The sequence below is a fragment of the Xanthobacter aminoxidans genome (assembly GCF_023571765.1).
Taxonomy (GTDB): Bacteria; Pseudomonadota; Alphaproteobacteria; order Rhizobiales; family Xanthobacteraceae; genus Xanthobacter; species Xanthobacter aminoxidans.
Genome location: NZ_JAMJXC010000020.1, coordinates 13,210 through 28,950 on the forward strand (window position 1 = coordinate 13,210; position 15,741 = coordinate 28,950).

Sequence of the window (15,741 nt, forward strand, 5' to 3'; positions counted from 1 at the left end):
GTATGATGCGGGCGGATGCCTGGAAGGAATGGATATGACCGAGGGGAAGGCGGGGCGCGGAATCGGGACGAAGGTTGCCGTTGCGATCGGTATCGTCGCCGTGCTGGGGGCGGGCGGCTGGTTCGGCTTCGCCGCCTGGTCGCGGGCCAAGGTGCGGTCGGAAGTGGACCAGGCGTTTGCCGGCATCCGCGCGGCGGGCAGCAAGGCGTCCTTCACGGATGCCGGCTTCGACCCCGCCGACCGCGCCGTCACGGTCTCGGGCATCGCCATCGCCTCGGCCGATGGCACAGCGGCCGTGAAGATCGCGCGCCTCGTCGCGCGGGGCAGCGAGAAGCCCATCGACCGGCGGGTGACGCTCGAAGCCCTCGACCTCGACGGCGTGGAGGTGACGCTCACCGGCGATTCCGCACAAGGCGGGATGGTCACCTACAGCCTGCCGCAGGTGATGATCGACCGCTACAACGGTCCCATGACCCTGATCGCGGCTGGCGAGGGTGGCGGCGCCTATGGCGCCTTGCGGGTGGCCCTGCGCCAGTTGGCGGCGACGACCGCCGCCAAGGTGACCATCCCCGAGGCGCGCGTGCGGATGGTGCCGGCCGGTGCTCCGCCCATGGAGGCCACCTACACCAATCTCGCCGCCGAGGGCATCAATGCCGGGGCGATCCGCAGCCTCATCATCGACCGCTCGACCGCCTCCTATGTGCTGCCGGCCGCGGCGCCCGCCGATGGGCAGGCCGCGCCGGGTAAGTTCAACCTGCGCATCGAGGGACTGGTCGCGGCGCAGATCGACACCGCGCCGCTGCTGCTGATGACCCAGCCGGGCGGCCCCGCCGGCAAGGCAGCCGACGCCTACGGGCGCATCTATGGCAAGGTGGTCACCGGCCCTTACGTCATCTCCCAGGACGGCGGCCCCACCCAGGGCGGCGCCTCCATGCTGATGGAGAATTTCGCCATCCGCCCCTCGGCCTTCGATGCCGGGCGGCTCGCCAAGTTCCAGGCTCTGGTGACGAAGCCGCCGGCCAATCCGTCCGTCGAGGACAGCCGCCGCGCCGCCGAGCTGGTGCGCGATACCATCGGCGGCATCTCCTTCACCACTGTCGCGGTCACGGAAGCCTACACCTCGGAGAAGGGCGAGACGGGGCGTGTCGGGCTGATCCGCATGGACGGCCTCGCCAACGGCGTGCTCGACGGGTTCGTGCTGGAACGGGCGGACGGCAAGACGCCCGAGGGCGGCACCGGCAAGATCGGCCGCATCGCCGTGCGCCAGCTCGATTTCAACCAGCTCGCGGCGCTCGCCGCCGAAGCGCAGAACCCCTCCCCCACCACGGCGCTGGTGTTGTTCCGGGTGATCTCGGGCATCGAGATCAAGAATCTGGAAGTGCCTTATGGCGAGGGGGACGCGAAGGACGAGCCGGTGAAGATCGGCAATTTCTCCCTGTCCTGGGGCGGATCGCTGGGGGTGCTGCCATCCTACGTGGACTTCGCGCTGACCGACGTCTCGGGCCCGATCCGGCCGGAGGATGGCGAGCCCTTCATCTATCTCATGAACGCAGGCATGAAGCGGGCGACCGTCTCGCTCGGCGCCAAGGCATTTTACGACGTCAACGAGAGCACGCTCACGCTGGCGCCCATCACCACCGAGGTGAAGGACGCCTTCCGGGTCATCATCGAGACCAAGCTTTCCGATGTGCCGCAGTCGGCCTTCGCCGACGCCGGCGGCTTCGTCAACGAACTGCCGGCGATCGGTGCCGGGCCGGTGACGGTAACGCTGACGGACCTCGGGCTCGCCAAGCTCATGTACGCCCAGTTCGCCAAGGCGGCCGGGGTGAGCGAGGCGGACTATCGCGAGCAGGTCGTGGCGCTGGCCGAGAGCTTCGCGGCCGAAATGGAGGAGGGCATGCCCGAGATGGCGCCGGTGGGTGCCGCTTTGGTGTCGTTCCTGCGCAATCCGGGCACGCTGAAGGTGACGGCAAAGCCGAAGGGCTTCGTGCCGCTGATCGCCCTCGTCTCCTCCGGCGACCCGACCGTTATGCTGGAGACCTTCACCTTCGAGGCGACCGCCACGGCGCCCTGAGGGCGCTCAGGCGCGCGATGAAAGCGCCGGGTTCAGAACCCGGCGCCCCTCACCGGGGGGCGCCGGTGGCCGCGCTCAGGAACGCCACCAGCTTCACGATCTGCTGCTGAACGGCCATGTTGACGGCTTCCGGCGGGTTTTCCTGGACCCGCACCATCTTCAGGCCGAGGGGGCTGCCGTAGAAGTCGGCCAGTTCCTTGAGTTCGGCCAGGGTGTAGGCATCCGCATAATAGCCCACGAAGACCCCCACGAGATCCTCGCGGATGCTGGCAGACTCCTTCGTGAGCACGTCACGCGCGGCATCCCGCTTGTCAGCCGGGATCTTCTCGGCGGCCTGGCCGATCATCCGGCCGAAATGCTTCTCCAGGCCCGGCACGACCGCGAAGTCGACCACCTGCCGCGCCAGCGCGGCCTTGTCCGAAGCCTCGTCAGCTGCGGCGCCGGCGGGGAAGGCGAGAATCTGGACCGCGAGGGCCGCGGCCAAGAGCATTGGATAGGCGAACCGCATCTGCATCCTCCCGGGAGCGCCCGCGGTTTCGTCCCGCGGTGATGTCCCGGAGAGGATCTATATCGGCTTCGGCGCGGCCGCGCTTCTCCCCCAACTGGGGGACCGCATCACTTCTGCTGCGGCGCAGACCGGATGTGGAGTTCGCGCAACTGCTTCGGGCTCGCCTCGTTCGGGGCGCCCATGAGCAGGTCGAGCGCTTGCTGGTTCATGGGGAAGATGGAGATTTCGCGCAGGTTGGTGGTGCCGCACAGGAGCATGACGATGCGGTCCACGCCCGCCGCCATGCCGCCGTGAGGCGGCGCGCCATACTGGAAGGCCCGATACATGCCGCCGAACCGCTCCACCACGGTCGCCTCGTCATAGCCGGCCAGCTCGAACGCCTTCACCATGGCCTCGGGGCGATGGTTGCGGATGCCGCCAGAGGCGATCTCGTAGCCGTTGCAGGCGATGTCGTACTGGAACGCCTTGATGGTCAGCGGGTCCTGCGTGTTCAGCGCTTCCAGCCCGCCCTGCGGCATGGAGAAGGGGTTGTGGGAGAAGTCCACCTTCTTCTCCTCCTCCGAATATTCGTAGAAGGGGAAGTCCACGATCCAGGCCAGCTCGAAGCGGTCCTTGTCGACGAGGTTCAGCTCCTCGCCGACGCGGGTGCGGGCAAGGCCGGCGAACTTCACGAACTTTTCCGGATCGCCCGCCACGAAGAAGGCGGCGTCGCCGGCCTTGAGGCCGAGCTGTTCGCGGATCGCCTCGGTGCGCTCGGGGCCGATGTTGTTGGCGAGCGGGCCGGCGCCCTCCCCGCCTTCGCGCCACATGATGTAGCCGAGGCCCGGCTGGCCCTCGCCCTGCGCCCAGCTGTTCATGCGGTCGCAGAAGGCGCGCGAGCCGCCGCCGGGGCCCGGGATGGCCCACACCTCGTTCTTCTCCACCTCCAGCATGCGGGCGAACACCTTGAAGCCCGAGCCGCGGAAATGGTCCGACACGTTCTGCATGACCAGCGGGTTGCGCAGGTCCGGCTTGTCGGTGCCGTACTTGCGCAGGGCTTCCGCATAGGGAATGCGCGGCCAGTTCTTGGTCACCGGCTTTCCGCCGGCGAACTCCTCGAACACGCCGGTGATGACCGGCTCCATGGCGGCGAACACGTCTTCCTGCTCGACGAAGCTCATCTCCAGGTCGAGCTGGTAGAACTCGCCGGGCAGGCGGTCGGCGCGCGGGTCCTCGTCGCGGAAGCAGGGTGCGATCTGGAAGTAGCGGTCGAAGCCGCTCATCATGATGAGCTGCTTGTACTGCTGCGGCGCCTGCGGCAGCGCGTAGAACTTGCCGGGATGGAGGCGCGAGGGCACGAGGAAGTCGCGCGCGCCTTCCGGCGAGGAGGCCGTGAGGATGGGCGTCTGGAATTCGAAGAAGCCCTGATCCTTCATGCGCCGGCGCATGGCGTCGATGATGGCGCCGCGGGTCATGATGTTGCGGTGGAGCTTCTCGCGGCGCAGGTCGAGGAAGCGGTACTTGAGCCGCGTCTCTTCCGGGTATTCCACATCGCCGAACACCGGCAGCGGCAGCTCGGCCGCCGGGCCCAGCACTTCGAGGTCCGTGGCATAGACCTCGATGGCACCTGTCGTGAGGTCCGCGTTCTCCGTGCCTTCGGGGCGCAGGCGCACCTTGCCGTCGATGCGGATGACCCACTCGGAGCGCGCCTTCTCGGCGTCCTTGAAGGCCGCGCTATCGGGGTCCACCACCACCTGGGTGAGGCCGTAATGGTCGCGCAGGTCGATAAAAAGCACGCCGCCGTGGTCGCGGATGCGGTGGCACCAGCCGGACAGGCGGACGATCTGGCCCACCTCGGCGGTCGAAAGCGCGCCGCAGGTATGTGAGCGGTAACGATGCATGGGGTCGCCCTTTCAAGGCTGAACGGGGAAGACACGGGGCGATCAGGCCCTGCAGCCCGGACGCCCGCGCGCAGGCCATTGGCGCGCACCGGACGCCCGAGGCGCCGCTTGCGCGCCGGGCGCCGCGTCACCGCGCGCCACGGCTCGAAAGTCCGCGTCTAAGGCGGGGCGAAGGTGCATGCGATCCCGCCCGTGTCAAGCGCGCAGTCTTGTTCAGCCATGCGCGAAGGATGTAGGCTCGGTTCTGCCGTGTCTTAATCGATGGGTCGTGCGGGTGCGGGCGTGACAGAGAGCGAGGCCGGCATGGAGACGCCGAATGGGCGTGAGACCGGGTCGCAGGACGTGGCGGGACCAGCCCTGCACGGGCCTCTGTGGCTGGCCCTGATCGCCGCGGCCCTGGTCGGCTGCGTGATCGCCGCCACCAGTCTCCTCGTGACGAACCTGTGGCACGATGGGGCCGCCGATCGCGCCCGTGAGCTCGAAAACCTTGCCGTGACGCTGTCGGAGCAGACCGCCCGTGCGTTCCAGAGCGTGGGCCTTATCCAGGACGACCTTATCGCCCATGCGCGGGAAAGGGACATCGAGACACAGGCCCAGCTCGTGGACGCCATGTCGACGGAAGACGTCCATTCCCGGTTGCGGGAGAAGATTTCCGGGCTGCCCTTCATCGATGCCATCACCGTCATCGATCAGACCGGCCAGCTCCTCAATTTTTCGCGCTATTGGCCGATTCCCAAGGTCAACGTGTCCGACCGCGACTATTTCCTGGCCCTCGAAGGGATGAAGGGACCGGACATCTTCGTGAGCGAGCCGGTCCCGAACCGCGGGAGCGGCTCCGTCACCATCTATCTCGCCAAGCGCTTCGCGAACAGTTCGGGCCGCTTCCTGGGCCTGGTGCTGGGCGCCATGGAGCAAGCGTATTTCGAGCGCTTCTACGGCGGCATCCGGCTTGGACGCGACGGCATGATCGCGCTGATCCGTTCCGACGGTGCGCTGCTCGCCCGCTATCCCGGCTCTGCCGGCCTCTCCCCGCGCGATTCCGCCGTTCGTGCGCGAACCGCGACGGCGGTGTTCGGCAGCGGCCAGATGACCCAGCTCCCCGCCGGAACGCTGGATGAAAAGGCGCGCATTGCTGCGGTCCACCCCGTGGGCGATCTGCCGGTGGCCGTGGTGGTGAGCGACAGCGTCGCCGCTCTGGATACCCTCATGTGGCAGCGCGCGACGCCGCTGATCGTCGCCTCCGTGCTGCTTTGCCTCACCATCGGTCTGGCCGGCTGGGGCCTCGGCCGACATCTGCGGGATGAGCGGGCCTTCGCCGTGACCCAGCATGCCATGGCACGGATCGACATGCTGACCGGCCTGCCCAACCGCCTCGCCTTCGCCGAGCGTCTGGCCGCACTCCTGAATGCGCGAGGCGGCGGAACGCCCTTCGCCCTGCTCTATCTCGACCTCGATTATTTCAAGGCCGTCAACGACACCCTCGGCCACGACGCCGGCGACACCCTGCTGACCGAGATCGCCGAACGCATCCGCGCCATGCTCGGCCCGGACGATTTCTCAGCCCGCCTCGGGGGCGACGAGTTCGCCGTCGTTCTGGCGGGGCTGACGCACGAGACAGAAGCAGCGGAATTTGCGCAGCGTCTGATCGAGGCGCTGCGCACGCCGCTCCACATCGGGCTCCACCGGATCATCAGCGGCTGCAGCGTCGGCATCGTGATGTCGCCGCGGGACGGGACCGGGGTCGCTCAATTGCTCAAGAACGCGGACCTCGCCCTCTACCGCGCCAAGACCGACGGCCGCGGCATCGCCCGTGTCTTCGTCGAGGAGATGGAGCGTCTGGTGCGCGAGCGCCGCGAGATGGAGGTGGATCTCCAGACCGCGTGGCGAGAACGCCAGTTCTTCCTGGTCTACCAGCCCATCGTGGAAGCCGAATCAGGCCGCATCGCCGGGTTCGAGGCGCTGCTGCGCTGGCGGCATCCCGAGCGCGGGCTGGTCAGCCCCTCGGACTTCATCCCGGTCGCCGAGGAGACCGGGCTCATCCTGCCGCTCGGCGCCTGGGTCCTCACAGAGGCCTGCGTCGCGGCCACCGCCTGGCCAGAGGGCCTATTCGTCTCGGTCAACCTCTCGCCCATCCAGTTCCGGGGAGCGGAAGCCTTCCGGCAGGTGCGCAGTGCGCTGGAAAGCTCGGGTCTCGCCCCCTCCCGGCTGGAGGTGGAGATCACCGAAAGCACCCTGCTGCATGAGGGGCCCATGGTGCGGGCGACGCTGGAGCAGTTCAGCGAGGAGGGAATCACCGTCGCGCTCGATGATTTCGGCACCGGCTACTCCTCCCTGGGATACCTCAGAACGCTCAGCATCGGCCGTATCAAGGTCGATCGCTCCTTCATCGAACAGGTGGAGACCTCGCCGCAGAGCCTCGCCATCGTGCGCGCCATCGTCGGCCTCGCCCGCACGCTCGGGCTGCGCTGCACGGCTGAAGGTGTTGAGACCGAGGGCCAGCGGCGGCTGCTCACGGCCGAGGGCTGCTCGCATCTTCAAGGCTATCTGCTGGGCCGTCCGGGCTCCGCAGAGGAAGCCCTCCGCCGCGCCCGCGCCTCAGCCGCCTGACGTCTTTCCGACAAGATCACGCCACATTCCCTTTGCCGAACGCGTCGGCGTGGGTATGTTTGACGGATGGACCCCATCACCTCGACCGAGGCGCTGGCAGCTGCCTGCGAGCGTCTTGCGCGACACCCCTTCGTCACCGTCGACACCGAATTCCTGCGGGAAAGCACCTTCTGGCCGAAGTTGTGCGTGGTGCAGGTTGCATCCCCCGACGAGGCCATCCTCATCGATGCGCTCTCGGAAGGGCTGGATCTCGCCCCCTTCTACCGGCTCATGGGCAATGAGCGGGTGATGAAGGTGTTCCATGCCGGGCGGCAGGATATCGAGATCATCTGGCATCAGGCGCGGCTGATTCCCCACCCGGTGTTCGATACCCAGGTGGCGGCCATGGTGCTGGGATACGGAGACAGCATCTCCTATGACCAGTTGGTCCAGCGCACCGTCGGCCACAGCCTCGACAAGTCCTCCCGCTTCACCGACTGGTCGCGCCGGCCGCTGAGCCAGGCGCAAATCACCTACGCCATCGCCGATGTCACCCATCTGCGGGACATCTACATCAAGCTCACGGCGGATCTGGACGCCCGCGGCCGCGGCGAGTGGGTGGGCGAGGAGATGCACGTCCTAACCTCCCCCGCCACCTACGAGCAGCATCCCGAACAGGCATGGGAACGGCTCAAGTCCCGCGTGCGCAAGCCGCGCGAGCTGGCGGTGCTGGTGGAAGTCGCCGCCTGGCGCGAGCGCGAGGCCCAGACCCGCGATCTGCCGCGCGGCCGCGTCATCAAGGACGAAGTGATCGGCGAGATCGCCGTGCAGCAGCCGCAGACCCCGGAGCGCCTGGCGGAGCTGCGGTCCCTGCCCAAGGGGTTCGAACGCTCGCGCTACGGCGAGGCGGTGCTGGAAGCGGTGAAGCGCGGTGTCGCGCGCGATCCCAAGACCCTGCCGCGCATCGAGCGAGACAAACCCCTGCCCAACGGTGCCAGCGCCACGGTCGAACTGCTGAAGGTGCTGCTGCGCATGACGGCGGAGCAGAACGCCGTCGCCGCCAAGGTGATCGCGACGACCGAGGATCTGGAGCGCATCGCGGTGAGCGACGAGGCCGACGTGCCGGCTCTGAAGGGCTGGCGGCGGGAGCTGTTCGGCGTGCACGCCCTCGCGCTCAAGGCCGGGCAGCTCGCTCTCGCCGTGGACAGGGGAAAGGTGGTGGCGGTGCAGAAATAGCCGCTACCCGACCGGCGCGCCTCAGAGGTGGTCGCGCAGGCCCTTCACGAAGCTGGAAAGCCCGGTGAGCCGCCGCCGCTTCAGCCGCTCCGCCTGGAGGATGGCTGTGAGCTTGGTGAGGCTGTCTTCCACGTCGTGATTGATGATGATGTAGTCGTATTCGGTGTAGTGGCTGATCTCGTCCGAGGCCTTGGCCATGCGCTGGTGCACGACCTCCTCCGAATCCTGAGCCCGCGACCTCAGCCGCTGCTCGAGGTCGGCGGCGGACGGCGGCAGGATGAAGACCTTCACCAGATCCTGCTGTGCGCTCTCACCCAATTGCTGGGTGCCCTGCCAGTCGATGTCGAACAGCACATCCCGCCCGGCGGAGAGCGCCTGTTCCACGGCCCCGCGCGGGGTGCCGTAGAGGTTCTCGAACACCGTGGCGTGCTCCAGCAGTTCGCCTTCGTCGCGCATGCGGTGGAAGGTGTCGCGATCGACGAAGAAATAATCCTTGCCGTGTTCCTCGCCCGGCCGCGGTGCGCGGGTCGTCACCGAGACCGACATGGTGATGCGGTCATCGCTCTTCAGCAGCAGACGGGACAGGGTGGTCTTGCCCGCGCCCGACGGCGAGGAGAGCACCAGCATCAGTCCGCGGCGGGCGAGCACCCCGGCGCCCGGCTTCCAGCCCGGCAGCGCGAAGTGCGACGACACGGAAGATGAGGCGGAATTGGGCATCGCGGCGGACTTCACTCTAGGTTCTGGATCTGCTCGCGGAACTGGTCCACGAGCAGCTTGAGGTCAAGCCCGATCTGCGTGAGCGCCACGGAATTGGACTTCGAGCACAGGGTGTTCGCCTCGCGGTTGAACTCCTGGGCGAGGAAATCAAGCCGCCGCCCGACTGGCCCGCCGGCGGCCATCAGGTCGCGCGCAGCGGCAATGTGGGCGACGAGGCGGTCGAGTTCCTCGCGGACGTCGGCCTTGGTGACGGCGAGAATGGCCTCCTGGTGGAGCCGCTCGGGATCGAGGGAAGCGGCCTCCATCAGCACCCGGACATGATCGGCGATGCGCGCCTTCACCGCCTCGACCGAACGCTCTGGCAGGCGCTCGGCGCGGGAGACGAGGCCGGTGATGGTATCGAGCCGCTCGGTCAGGATGGAATTGAGGGCGCTGCCTTCCCGCTCGCGCATGGTGCCGAGTTCGGCCAGCGCCCGGTCGAAGGCGTCCAGCACCGCGGCCATAAGGGCGCGGCGCTCTTCCTCGCTGTCCTCGGCCTCGGTGATCTCCACCATGCCCTTCACGGCCAAAAGCGAATCAAGGGTCGGCGCAGCGGCGCCAAGACGGCGCGCGCTTTCGGCCATGGCGCGGTAGAGCGCCTCGAGCGCGCCCTGGTTGACGCGGACGGTGGAGGCCTCGCCCTCGCGGGTCGCGGTGAGGTTGGCGGCGACGGAGCCGCGCGAGAGCACCTGCCCGGTGCGGCTGCGCACGTCCGATTCCAGCGACTCGAAGCCGGGCGGCAGGCGCAGGCGCAGGTCGAGGCCCTTGCCGTTCACCGAGCGCACCTCCCAGCCGAAGCGCCACGGCCCGTGCGAACCGGAGACGCGGGCGAAGCCGGTCATGCTGGCAAGCGGCGTCCTCGGCTCAACCTTTCCGGCCGAGACGGCTGCGCGCTTGATGATCGGTCCCGCGGCCATTGCCGTCTCCGTGTCTTTTAGCGGCCGGGTGCGGCCGGAGGTGTGGCGGCCGGCGCGGCAGGCGGCTGTCCGCCCTGCGCCGGGGCTGCGCCCTGCTCGATCGCCCGCCAGCGGGCGACGTTCTTGTTGTGGTCCGCCAAGGTCTCGGCGAAGGCGTGTCCGCCGGTGCCGTCCGCGACGAAGAACAGATCCTTCGTCTTCGGCGGGTTGGCCGCCGCCATCAGCGCGTCCTTGCCCGGATTGCAGATGGGGCCGGGCGGCAAACCGTCGATGGCATAGGTGTTGTAGGCGGTCGCCGTGGCGATGTCGGTGCGTGAGATCGGACGCCCGAGCGAGCCCCTGCCGCCGACGATACCGTAGATGATGGTCGGGTCGGACTGCAGCCGCATCTTTTTCGTCAGGCGGTTGACGAACACCGCGGCGACCTTGGGACGCTCGTCGTCCTTGCCGGTCTCCTTCTCCACGATGGAGGCGAGGGTGACGAGTTCCTGCGGGCTCTTGAGCGGCACGTCCGGCGCGCGCTTGGCCCAGATGGTCGCGAGCAGCTTCTTCTGCGCGTCCGCCATCTCCTGCAGCACCGCATCCCGGGTCATGCCGCGATGGATGCGGTAGGTCTCGGGCAGGAGCGTGCCCTCCTGCGGCACGGCGGGCGTGCCGGTGAGCAGGTCATTGTCCATCAGCCGCTTGACCACCTGCTGGCTGGTCAGCCCCTCGGGGATGGTCACCTGGTGGAGCACCACCTTGCCGGAGGCGATGGTGTCGATGATGCTCGCCACCGACTGGCCCGGCTTGAACACGTATTCGCCCGCCTTCAGCGAGGCATCCGGCCTAGCGAGTTTCTGCCCGGCAACGAACAGCACCCAGCTCTGGATTACGCCCTCGCGTTCCAGAATTTCGGCCATGTCGCGCACGCCGGCGCCGCGCGGAATGTTCACTACCTTCTCGGTGGTCAGCGGGCCCGGCTCGGTGAAGGCGCGCTGGCCATACCAGCCGGCGAGCCCCACCGCGACGAAGACGAACAGCAGGAAGGTGAAGATGCCGCTGCCGATGGTCACGGCCGGATGCCGCGCGCTGCGCGACGGCCTCGGCGGTTTGGGCGGAGGCCGGCGCGGCGGCGCCTTGCCCGGCTTCGAACTGCGGGCAGGACCGGTCGGCATCGGAGGAGCGGCGGGCGGACGCGGCGGAGCGGACACACCGGCGGCGCTCGGGGGCGCGGGCGGACGGATCTGCCCCTTGAGCAGAAGCGGCGATTCCTCACCGGCGCCGACGTGAGATTGCGCAGCGGCAGGCTCGGAAGATGCCGGCGTCGGGGCTGCCGTGCCCCCGGCCTCCGCCGGCTCCTCGCGCGTCGATGATCCGTCGTTGGACTGGGCCATCCCGGGCTCCCTTGTCGTCGGCGAAGGCTCCCACCGTGTCGGCGGGGCAGTCAGCCACCTTTTGGCGGCTTGCTAAAGGGACATTCGGGCGTGACGGGGGCAGGCTGTCCCAGCGTCGTGCGGCCGGGCGCGAGCCCGGCCGTCGGGCCGCATCAGGCGGCGTAGCGGCGGAAGACGAGCGACGCGTTGGTGCCGCCGAAGCCGAAGGAATTGGAGAGAACGGCGTCGATCTTGCGCGGCTTGGGCGTCAGCGGCACGAGATCGATCGGCGTCTCCACCGACGGATTGTCGAGATTCAGCGTCGCCGGGGCGATCTGGTCGCGGATGGCGAGGATGGAGAAGATCGCCTCCACCGACCCCGCGGCCCCGAGCAGATGACCGATGGACGACTTGGTCGACGACATGGCGGTCTTGGCCGCCGCGTTGCCGAGCAGCCGCTCCACCGCCTTGAGCTCGATCTCGTCGGCCATGGTGGAGGTGCCGTGGGCGTTGATGTAGTCGACGTCGTCCGCCGTCATCCCCGCGCGCTTCAGCGCCGCCGACATGCAGCGATAGGCGCCGTCGCCGTCCATGGACGGGGCGGTGATGTGGAACGCATCGCCCGACAGGCCGTAGCCGACAAGCTCGGCGTAGATCTTGGCGCCGCGGGCCTTCGCATGCTCAAGCTCTTCCAGCACCACGACACCGGCGCCCTCGCCCATGACGAAACCGTCACGGTCCTTGTCGTAGGGGCGCGAGGCGTGGGTCGGATCCTCGTTGAAGGCGGTGCAGAGCGCCTTGCACGCGGCGAAGCCGGCGATGGCGAGCCGGTTGATGGGCGATTCGGTCCCGCCCGCCACCATCACATCCGCATCGCCGAGGGCGATCAGGCGTCCGGCGTCGCCGATGGCATGGGCGCCGGTGGAGCAGGCCGTGACCACCGCGTGGTTCGGCCCCTTGAGGCCGTGGGCGATGGAGACGTAGCCGCCGGCAAGGTTGATGAGCCGGCCGGGAATGAAGAAGGGAGAGATGCGGCGCGGGCCGCGATCCTTCAGCAGCAGGGAGGCATCCGCGATGCCCTCGATGCCGCCGATGCCGGAGCCGATCAGCACGCCCGAGGTGATCTGGTCCTCGTAGGACGTGGGATGCCAGCCGGCGTCGTCCAGGGCCTGGGTGGCCGCAGCCATGGCAAAGACGATGAATTCATCGACCTTGCGCTGTTCCTTCGGCTCCATCCACTGGTCGGGATTGTAGGTGCCGTCGGACCCGTCGCCGCGCGGGATGTTCGCTGCGATCTTGCACGCGAGGTCGGAGACCTCGAAGTGGCTGATCGTCTTGACACCGCTTTCGCCGGCAAGAAGCCGCCGCCAGGTCGGCTCGACGCCGCAGGCGAGCGGCGTCACCATGCCGAGGCCGGTGACGACAACACGTCTCATGGGAAAAACTCCGAGAGGCGGGCGAACAGCGCGCCTGGCGCGCGGCCCGGTGCAACAACGGCCGCGGGCGCCGAGCGCCACGCGACCGCCAGATGGACACGCGAATGGATCAAGCCGCGTTCTTTTCCAGGAACTTGATCGCGTCGCCCACAGTCAGGATGGTCTCGGCGGCATCGTCCGGGATCTCGCAGTTGAAGGCCTCCTCGAAGGCCATCACGAGTTCCACGGTGTCGAGGCTGTCCGCGCCGAGATCGTCGATGAAGGAGGCGCTCTCCGTGACCTTCTCGGGTTCAACCCCCAGATGCTCCGCGACAATCTTCTTCACCCGCTCGGCGATGTCACTCATAGATCGAACCCTCGGTTGTTCGGATAATCCCGTTGCCGTTCGGCGGCTGGAGGAGGGCATAATGCCTTTTTTCCGCCGTGCCCAGCCCCCCTCCGTCGCGAAGGAGACGAGATCGCGTCGGCCCGTCCTCGCGCCGCGCGCGGATGGTGGAGCGCCTGAACGCCCGCGTGCCCCCGGCCCAGCAATTGGGCTCGTTAGCATACTCCCTGCGGCAAGGCCAGCAATGCACGCAAAGGTAAGGAGAAAGGGTGCCCTTGCGCCGGTCCGCCCGCGCCTCTATTGGGACGAAAGGGGAACATCATGGCTTCTGACACGGATCGATCGGATCGCCTCGCCGCTGCATTGCGCGCCAATCTCCAGCGCCGCAAGGCGCAGGCGCGCGCCCGGCGCGCGCCGCAGGAGGAAAATGCCTCGCCCGAGGCTTCCGGTGGAAATCCCGCAACGGGTGGTAGCAGCGCCCCGCCCGAGGGGAAGCCCGCGATTGTGCCGGACGGCGAGGCGGGCTAGAGCTTCTCTCTTACATCCGCTTACGGCCGGCTCAGGGGGGCGCCGCCCGCAAGGCAAGGACAGGACGGCATGGACAAGATTCGCATCGTCGGCGGCAACGAGCTGAAGGGCACCATCCCCATCTCGGGCGCGAAGAACGCAGCCCTGCCGCTGATGATTGCCAGCCTCCTGACCGAGGAGAAGCTGATTCTCGAGAACGTCCCGCGGCTCGCGGACGTGGCGCTGCTGCAGCGCATCCTCGGCAATCACGGCGTGGATATCACCACCAACGGCAAGCGCAACGGGGACGACCCCTATGCCGGCCAGACGCTGGAGATCGACGCCCGCGTCATCGTGGACACCATTGCTCCCTACGAGCTGGTGTCGAAGATGCGCGCTTCGTTCTGGGTGGTGGGGCCGCTCCTCGCCCGCATGGGCGTCGCCAAGGTCTCCCTGCCCGGCGGCTGCGCCATCGGCACGCGGCCGGTGGATTTCCACCTCGACGCCCTGCGTGCCCTCGGTGCCGACATCGAGATCGACGCCGGCTACGTGCTGGCCAAGGCGCCGCGCGGGCTCACCGGCGCCCGCATCGTCTTCCCGAAGGTGTCGGTGGGTGCGACCCACACCGCGCTGATGGCCGCCGCCCTCGCCCGCGGCGAGAGCGTGATCGAGAACGCCGCGCGCGAGCCCGAGGTCGTCGATGTCGCCGACTGCCTCATCAAGATGGGCGCGCGCATCGAGGGGGCCGGCACCTCCACCATCCGCATCGAGGGCGTGCCGCGCCTCAAGGCCGCCCGCCATGCGGTGCTGCCCGACCGCATCGAGACCGGCACCTATGCCATGGCCACCGCCATGACCGGTGGCGACGTGATGCTGGCCGGCGCCCGCCCGGACCTGCTGGAGGACGCGCTTGAGACCCTGCGCCACGCCGGCGCGGAGATCGACGCCACCAACGAGGGCATCCGCGTGCGTCGCAACGGCGCCGGAATCCTGCCGGTGGAGGTCTCCACCGCCCCCTACCCCGGCTTCCCGACCGACCTCCAGGCCCAGCTCATGGCCCTGATGACCAAGGCCAAGGGGCGCTCGCGCATCACCGAGACCATTTTCGAGAACCGCTTCATGCACGTGCAGGAGCTGGCCCGTCTCGGCGCCCGCATTCAGCTCGACGGCGACACTGCCGTGGTGGAGGGTGTCGAGCGCCTGACCGGCGCCCCGGTGATGGCCACCGACCTGCGCGCCTCGGTGTCCCTGGTCATTGCCGGCCTCGCCGCCGAGGGCGAGACCATGGTGCAGCGCGTCTACCACCTCGATCGCGGCTTCGAGAAACTGGAAGAGAAGCTGTCGCGCTGCGGCGCGGAAATCGAGCGCATCAGCGGCTGAGGACGGCGCGGAGCACCGCGCCCCCTCTCATTCGACCGGCCTTTCAACGCTATCAGGGTGGCGGAAGAGCCTTGAGCATCCCCAACATCATCACCTTGCTGCGCATCTTCCTGGTGCCGGCCGTGGTGTGGGCCATCGCCTCCGGCGAGCCGCTCCTTGCCTTCTGGCTGTTCCTCGCCGCCGGAATCTCGGATGCGCTCGACGGCTTCATCGCCAAGCGTTTCCAGATGCAGACGGAGCTCGGCTCCTATCTGGACCCGGTGGCGGACAAGGCGCTGCTCATCTCCATCTACGTGACGCTGGCGGTGGTTGGCCTCATCCCCCGCTGGGTCGCCATCGCCGTGGTGTCGCGGGATGTCATGATCATCGGCGCGGTGGTGCTGTCGCTGGTGATGGCCAAGCCGGTGACGATCAGCCCGCTTCTCATTTCCAAGGTGAACACGGCGGCGCAGATCAGCTTCGCCGCCCTTGTGCTGGCGAGCGCCGGCTTCGGGGTGACGGTGCCCGGCCTGTACGATCTGGGGCTCGTGCTTGTCGGCCTCTTGACGGGCCTTTCCGCCGCTGCCTATCTCGCCGCATGGACGCGCCATATGGCAAGCTGAGGGGCTACGGTTCAGGATCGGCGCCCCTTCGGGCGGCTGGTTGAAAGGCGCAAGGTGATGGACGGCGACCGCACCCGCATGCCGGAACTCCGCAGCGACCCCACGTCGCCGGCGCGTCGCGGTGCCGCGTTTGCCCGGCTTCCGCGCATGCCCGTGCCGATCCATTCCGGGATGGAGGG

General features: G+C 68.3%; 13 protein-coding genes. 6 read left to right on the top strand and 7 right to left on the bottom strand.

Annotated elements, in window-relative coordinates; all coding sequences use genetic code 11:
* Window positions 1-34 precede the first annotated feature (34 nt).
* Complete coding sequence (locus EJ105_RS22770; RefSeq protein ID WP_250168133.1) at window positions 35-2,074, top strand: hypothetical protein; 2,040 nt, start codon at window positions 35-37, stop codon at window positions 2,072-2,074.
* A 49-nt stretch (window positions 2,075-2,123) separates the two neighbouring features.
* On the opposite strand, the gene EJ105_RS22775 is transcribed toward EJ105_RS22770, so the two are convergent.
* Window positions 2,124-2,582, bottom strand: coding sequence for a DUF2059 domain-containing protein (locus EJ105_RS22775; RefSeq protein WP_250168134.1), 459 nt, complete (start codon window positions 2,580-2,582; stop codon window positions 2,124-2,126).
* 107 nt (window positions 2,583-2,689) lie between these two features.
* On the bottom strand, window positions 2,690-4,462 hold the full coding sequence (gene aspS / locus EJ105_RS22780; RefSeq protein ID WP_250168135.1) for an aspartate--tRNA ligase: 1,773 nt from the start codon (window positions 4,460-4,462) through the stop codon (window positions 2,690-2,692).
* 303 nt (window positions 4,463-4,765) lie between these two features.
* On the opposite strand from aspS, the gene EJ105_RS22785 reads away from it, so the two are divergent.
* Both EJ105_RS22785 and rnd read left to right on the top strand, forming a co-directional pair.
* The gene (locus tag EJ105_RS22785; RefSeq protein WP_250168136.1) at window positions 4,766-7,069 is read left to right on the top strand and encodes a bifunctional diguanylate cyclase/phosphodiesterase; all 2,304 of its coding nucleotides are present in this window, start codon (window positions 4,766-4,768) and stop codon (window positions 7,067-7,069) included.
* Window positions 7,070-7,135: 66 nt separating this feature from the next.
* Window positions 7,136-8,284: a ribonuclease D gene (gene rnd / locus EJ105_RS22790; protein WP_250168137.1), complete on the top strand. Its 1,149-nt coding sequence runs from the start codon at window positions 7,136-7,138 to the stop codon at window positions 8,282-8,284.
* A 21-nt stretch (window positions 8,285-8,305) separates the two neighbouring features.
* Here the strand turns inward: rnd and gmk are convergent, their stop codons facing one another.
* The 5 genes from gmk to EJ105_RS22815 form a co-directional block, all read right to left on the bottom strand.
* Window positions 8,306-8,911: a guanylate kinase gene (gmk, locus tag EJ105_RS22795; protein WP_250168183.1), complete on the bottom strand. Its 606-nt coding sequence runs from the start codon at window positions 8,909-8,911 to the stop codon at window positions 8,306-8,308.
* Window positions 8,912-9,012: 101 nt separating this feature from the next.
* The gene (locus EJ105_RS22800) at window positions 9,013-9,882 is read right to left on the bottom strand and encodes a YicC/YloC family endoribonuclease (protein ID WP_029555151.1); all 870 of its coding nucleotides are present in this window, start codon (window positions 9,880-9,882) and stop codon (window positions 9,013-9,015) included.
* Window positions 9,883-9,974: 92 nt separating this feature from the next.
* Window positions 9,975-11,012, bottom strand: a complete 1,038-nt coding sequence (gene mltG, locus EJ105_RS22805) for an endolytic transglycosylase MltG (RefSeq protein ID WP_250168138.1) — start codon at window positions 11,010-11,012, stop codon at window positions 9,975-9,977.
* A 473-nt stretch (window positions 11,013-11,485) separates the two neighbouring features.
* Window positions 11,486-12,748 (bottom strand): beta-ketoacyl-ACP synthase II, encoded by a 1,263-nt coding sequence (gene fabF, locus EJ105_RS22810; protein ID WP_029555153.1) that lies wholly within the window; start codon window positions 12,746-12,748, stop codon window positions 11,486-11,488.
* Between the two features lie 109 nt (window positions 12,749-12,857).
* Entirely contained in the window at window positions 12,858-13,094 is a 237-nt protein-coding gene (locus EJ105_RS22815) for an acyl carrier protein (protein ID WP_012115109.1), read from the bottom strand.
* Window positions 13,095-13,394: 300 nt separating this feature from the next.
* Here EJ105_RS22815 and EJ105_RS22820 point away from each other — a divergent pair, with 300 nt between their 5' ends.
* From EJ105_RS22820 to EJ105_RS22830, 3 genes are all read left to right on the top strand, one after another.
* The gene (locus tag EJ105_RS22820; protein ID WP_250168139.1) at window positions 13,395-13,601 is read left to right on the top strand and encodes a hypothetical protein; all 207 of its coding nucleotides are present in this window, start codon (window positions 13,395-13,397) and stop codon (window positions 13,599-13,601) included.
* 69 nt (window positions 13,602-13,670) lie between these two features.
* Window positions 13,671-14,960 carry a UDP-N-acetylglucosamine 1-carboxyvinyltransferase gene (murA, locus tag EJ105_RS22825; RefSeq protein ID WP_250168140.1) on the top strand — a complete coding sequence of 430 codons (1,290 nt, stop codon included), beginning with the start codon at window positions 13,671-13,673 and terminating at the stop codon, window positions 14,958-14,960.
* A 71-nt stretch (window positions 14,961-15,031) separates the two neighbouring features.
* A complete protein-coding gene (locus EJ105_RS22830) occupies window positions 15,032-15,562 on the top strand; it encodes a CDP-alcohol phosphatidyltransferase family protein (protein ID WP_029555155.1) in 531 nt (176 codons plus the stop codon).
* The last annotated feature ends 179 nt before the right edge of the window (window positions 15,563-15,741 follow it).

Coding starts and splice junctions, on each gene's coding strand:
- EJ105_RS22775 (WP_250168134.1), bottom strand. CDS start 2,582: ATGCGGTTCGCCTATCCAATGCTCTTGGCCGCGGCCCTCGCGGTCCAG.
- gmk (WP_250168183.1), bottom strand. CDS start 8,911: ATGCTGGTGCTCTCCTCGCCGTCGGGCGCGGGCAAGACCACCCTGTCC.
- EJ105_RS22785 (WP_250168136.1), top strand. CDS start 4,766: ATGGAGACGCCGAATGGGCGTGAGACCGGGTCGCAGGACGTGGCGGGA.
- fabF (WP_029555153.1), bottom strand. CDS start 12,748: ATGAGACGTGTTGTCGTCACCGGCCTCGGCATGGTGACGCCGCTCGCC.
- EJ105_RS22770 (WP_250168133.1), top strand. CDS start 35: ATGACCGAGGGGAAGGCGGGGCGCGGAATCGGGACGAAGGTTGCCGTT.
- rnd (WP_250168137.1), top strand. CDS start 7,136: ATGGACCCCATCACCTCGACCGAGGCGCTGGCAGCTGCCTGCGAGCGT.
- EJ105_RS22800 (WP_029555151.1), bottom strand. CDS start 9,882: ATGACCGGCTTCGCCCGCGTCTCCGGTTCGCACGGGCCGTGGCGCTTC.
- aspS (WP_250168135.1), bottom strand. CDS start 4,462: ATGCATCGTTACCGCTCACATACCTGCGGCGCGCTTTCGACCGCCGAG.
- EJ105_RS22815 (WP_012115109.1), bottom strand. CDS start 13,094: ATGAGTGACATCGCCGAGCGGGTGAAGAAGATTGTCGCGGAGCATCTG.
- murA (WP_250168140.1), top strand. CDS start 13,671: ATGGACAAGATTCGCATCGTCGGCGGCAACGAGCTGAAGGGCACCATC.
- EJ105_RS22820 (WP_250168139.1), top strand. CDS start 13,395: ATGGCTTCTGACACGGATCGATCGGATCGCCTCGCCGCTGCATTGCGC.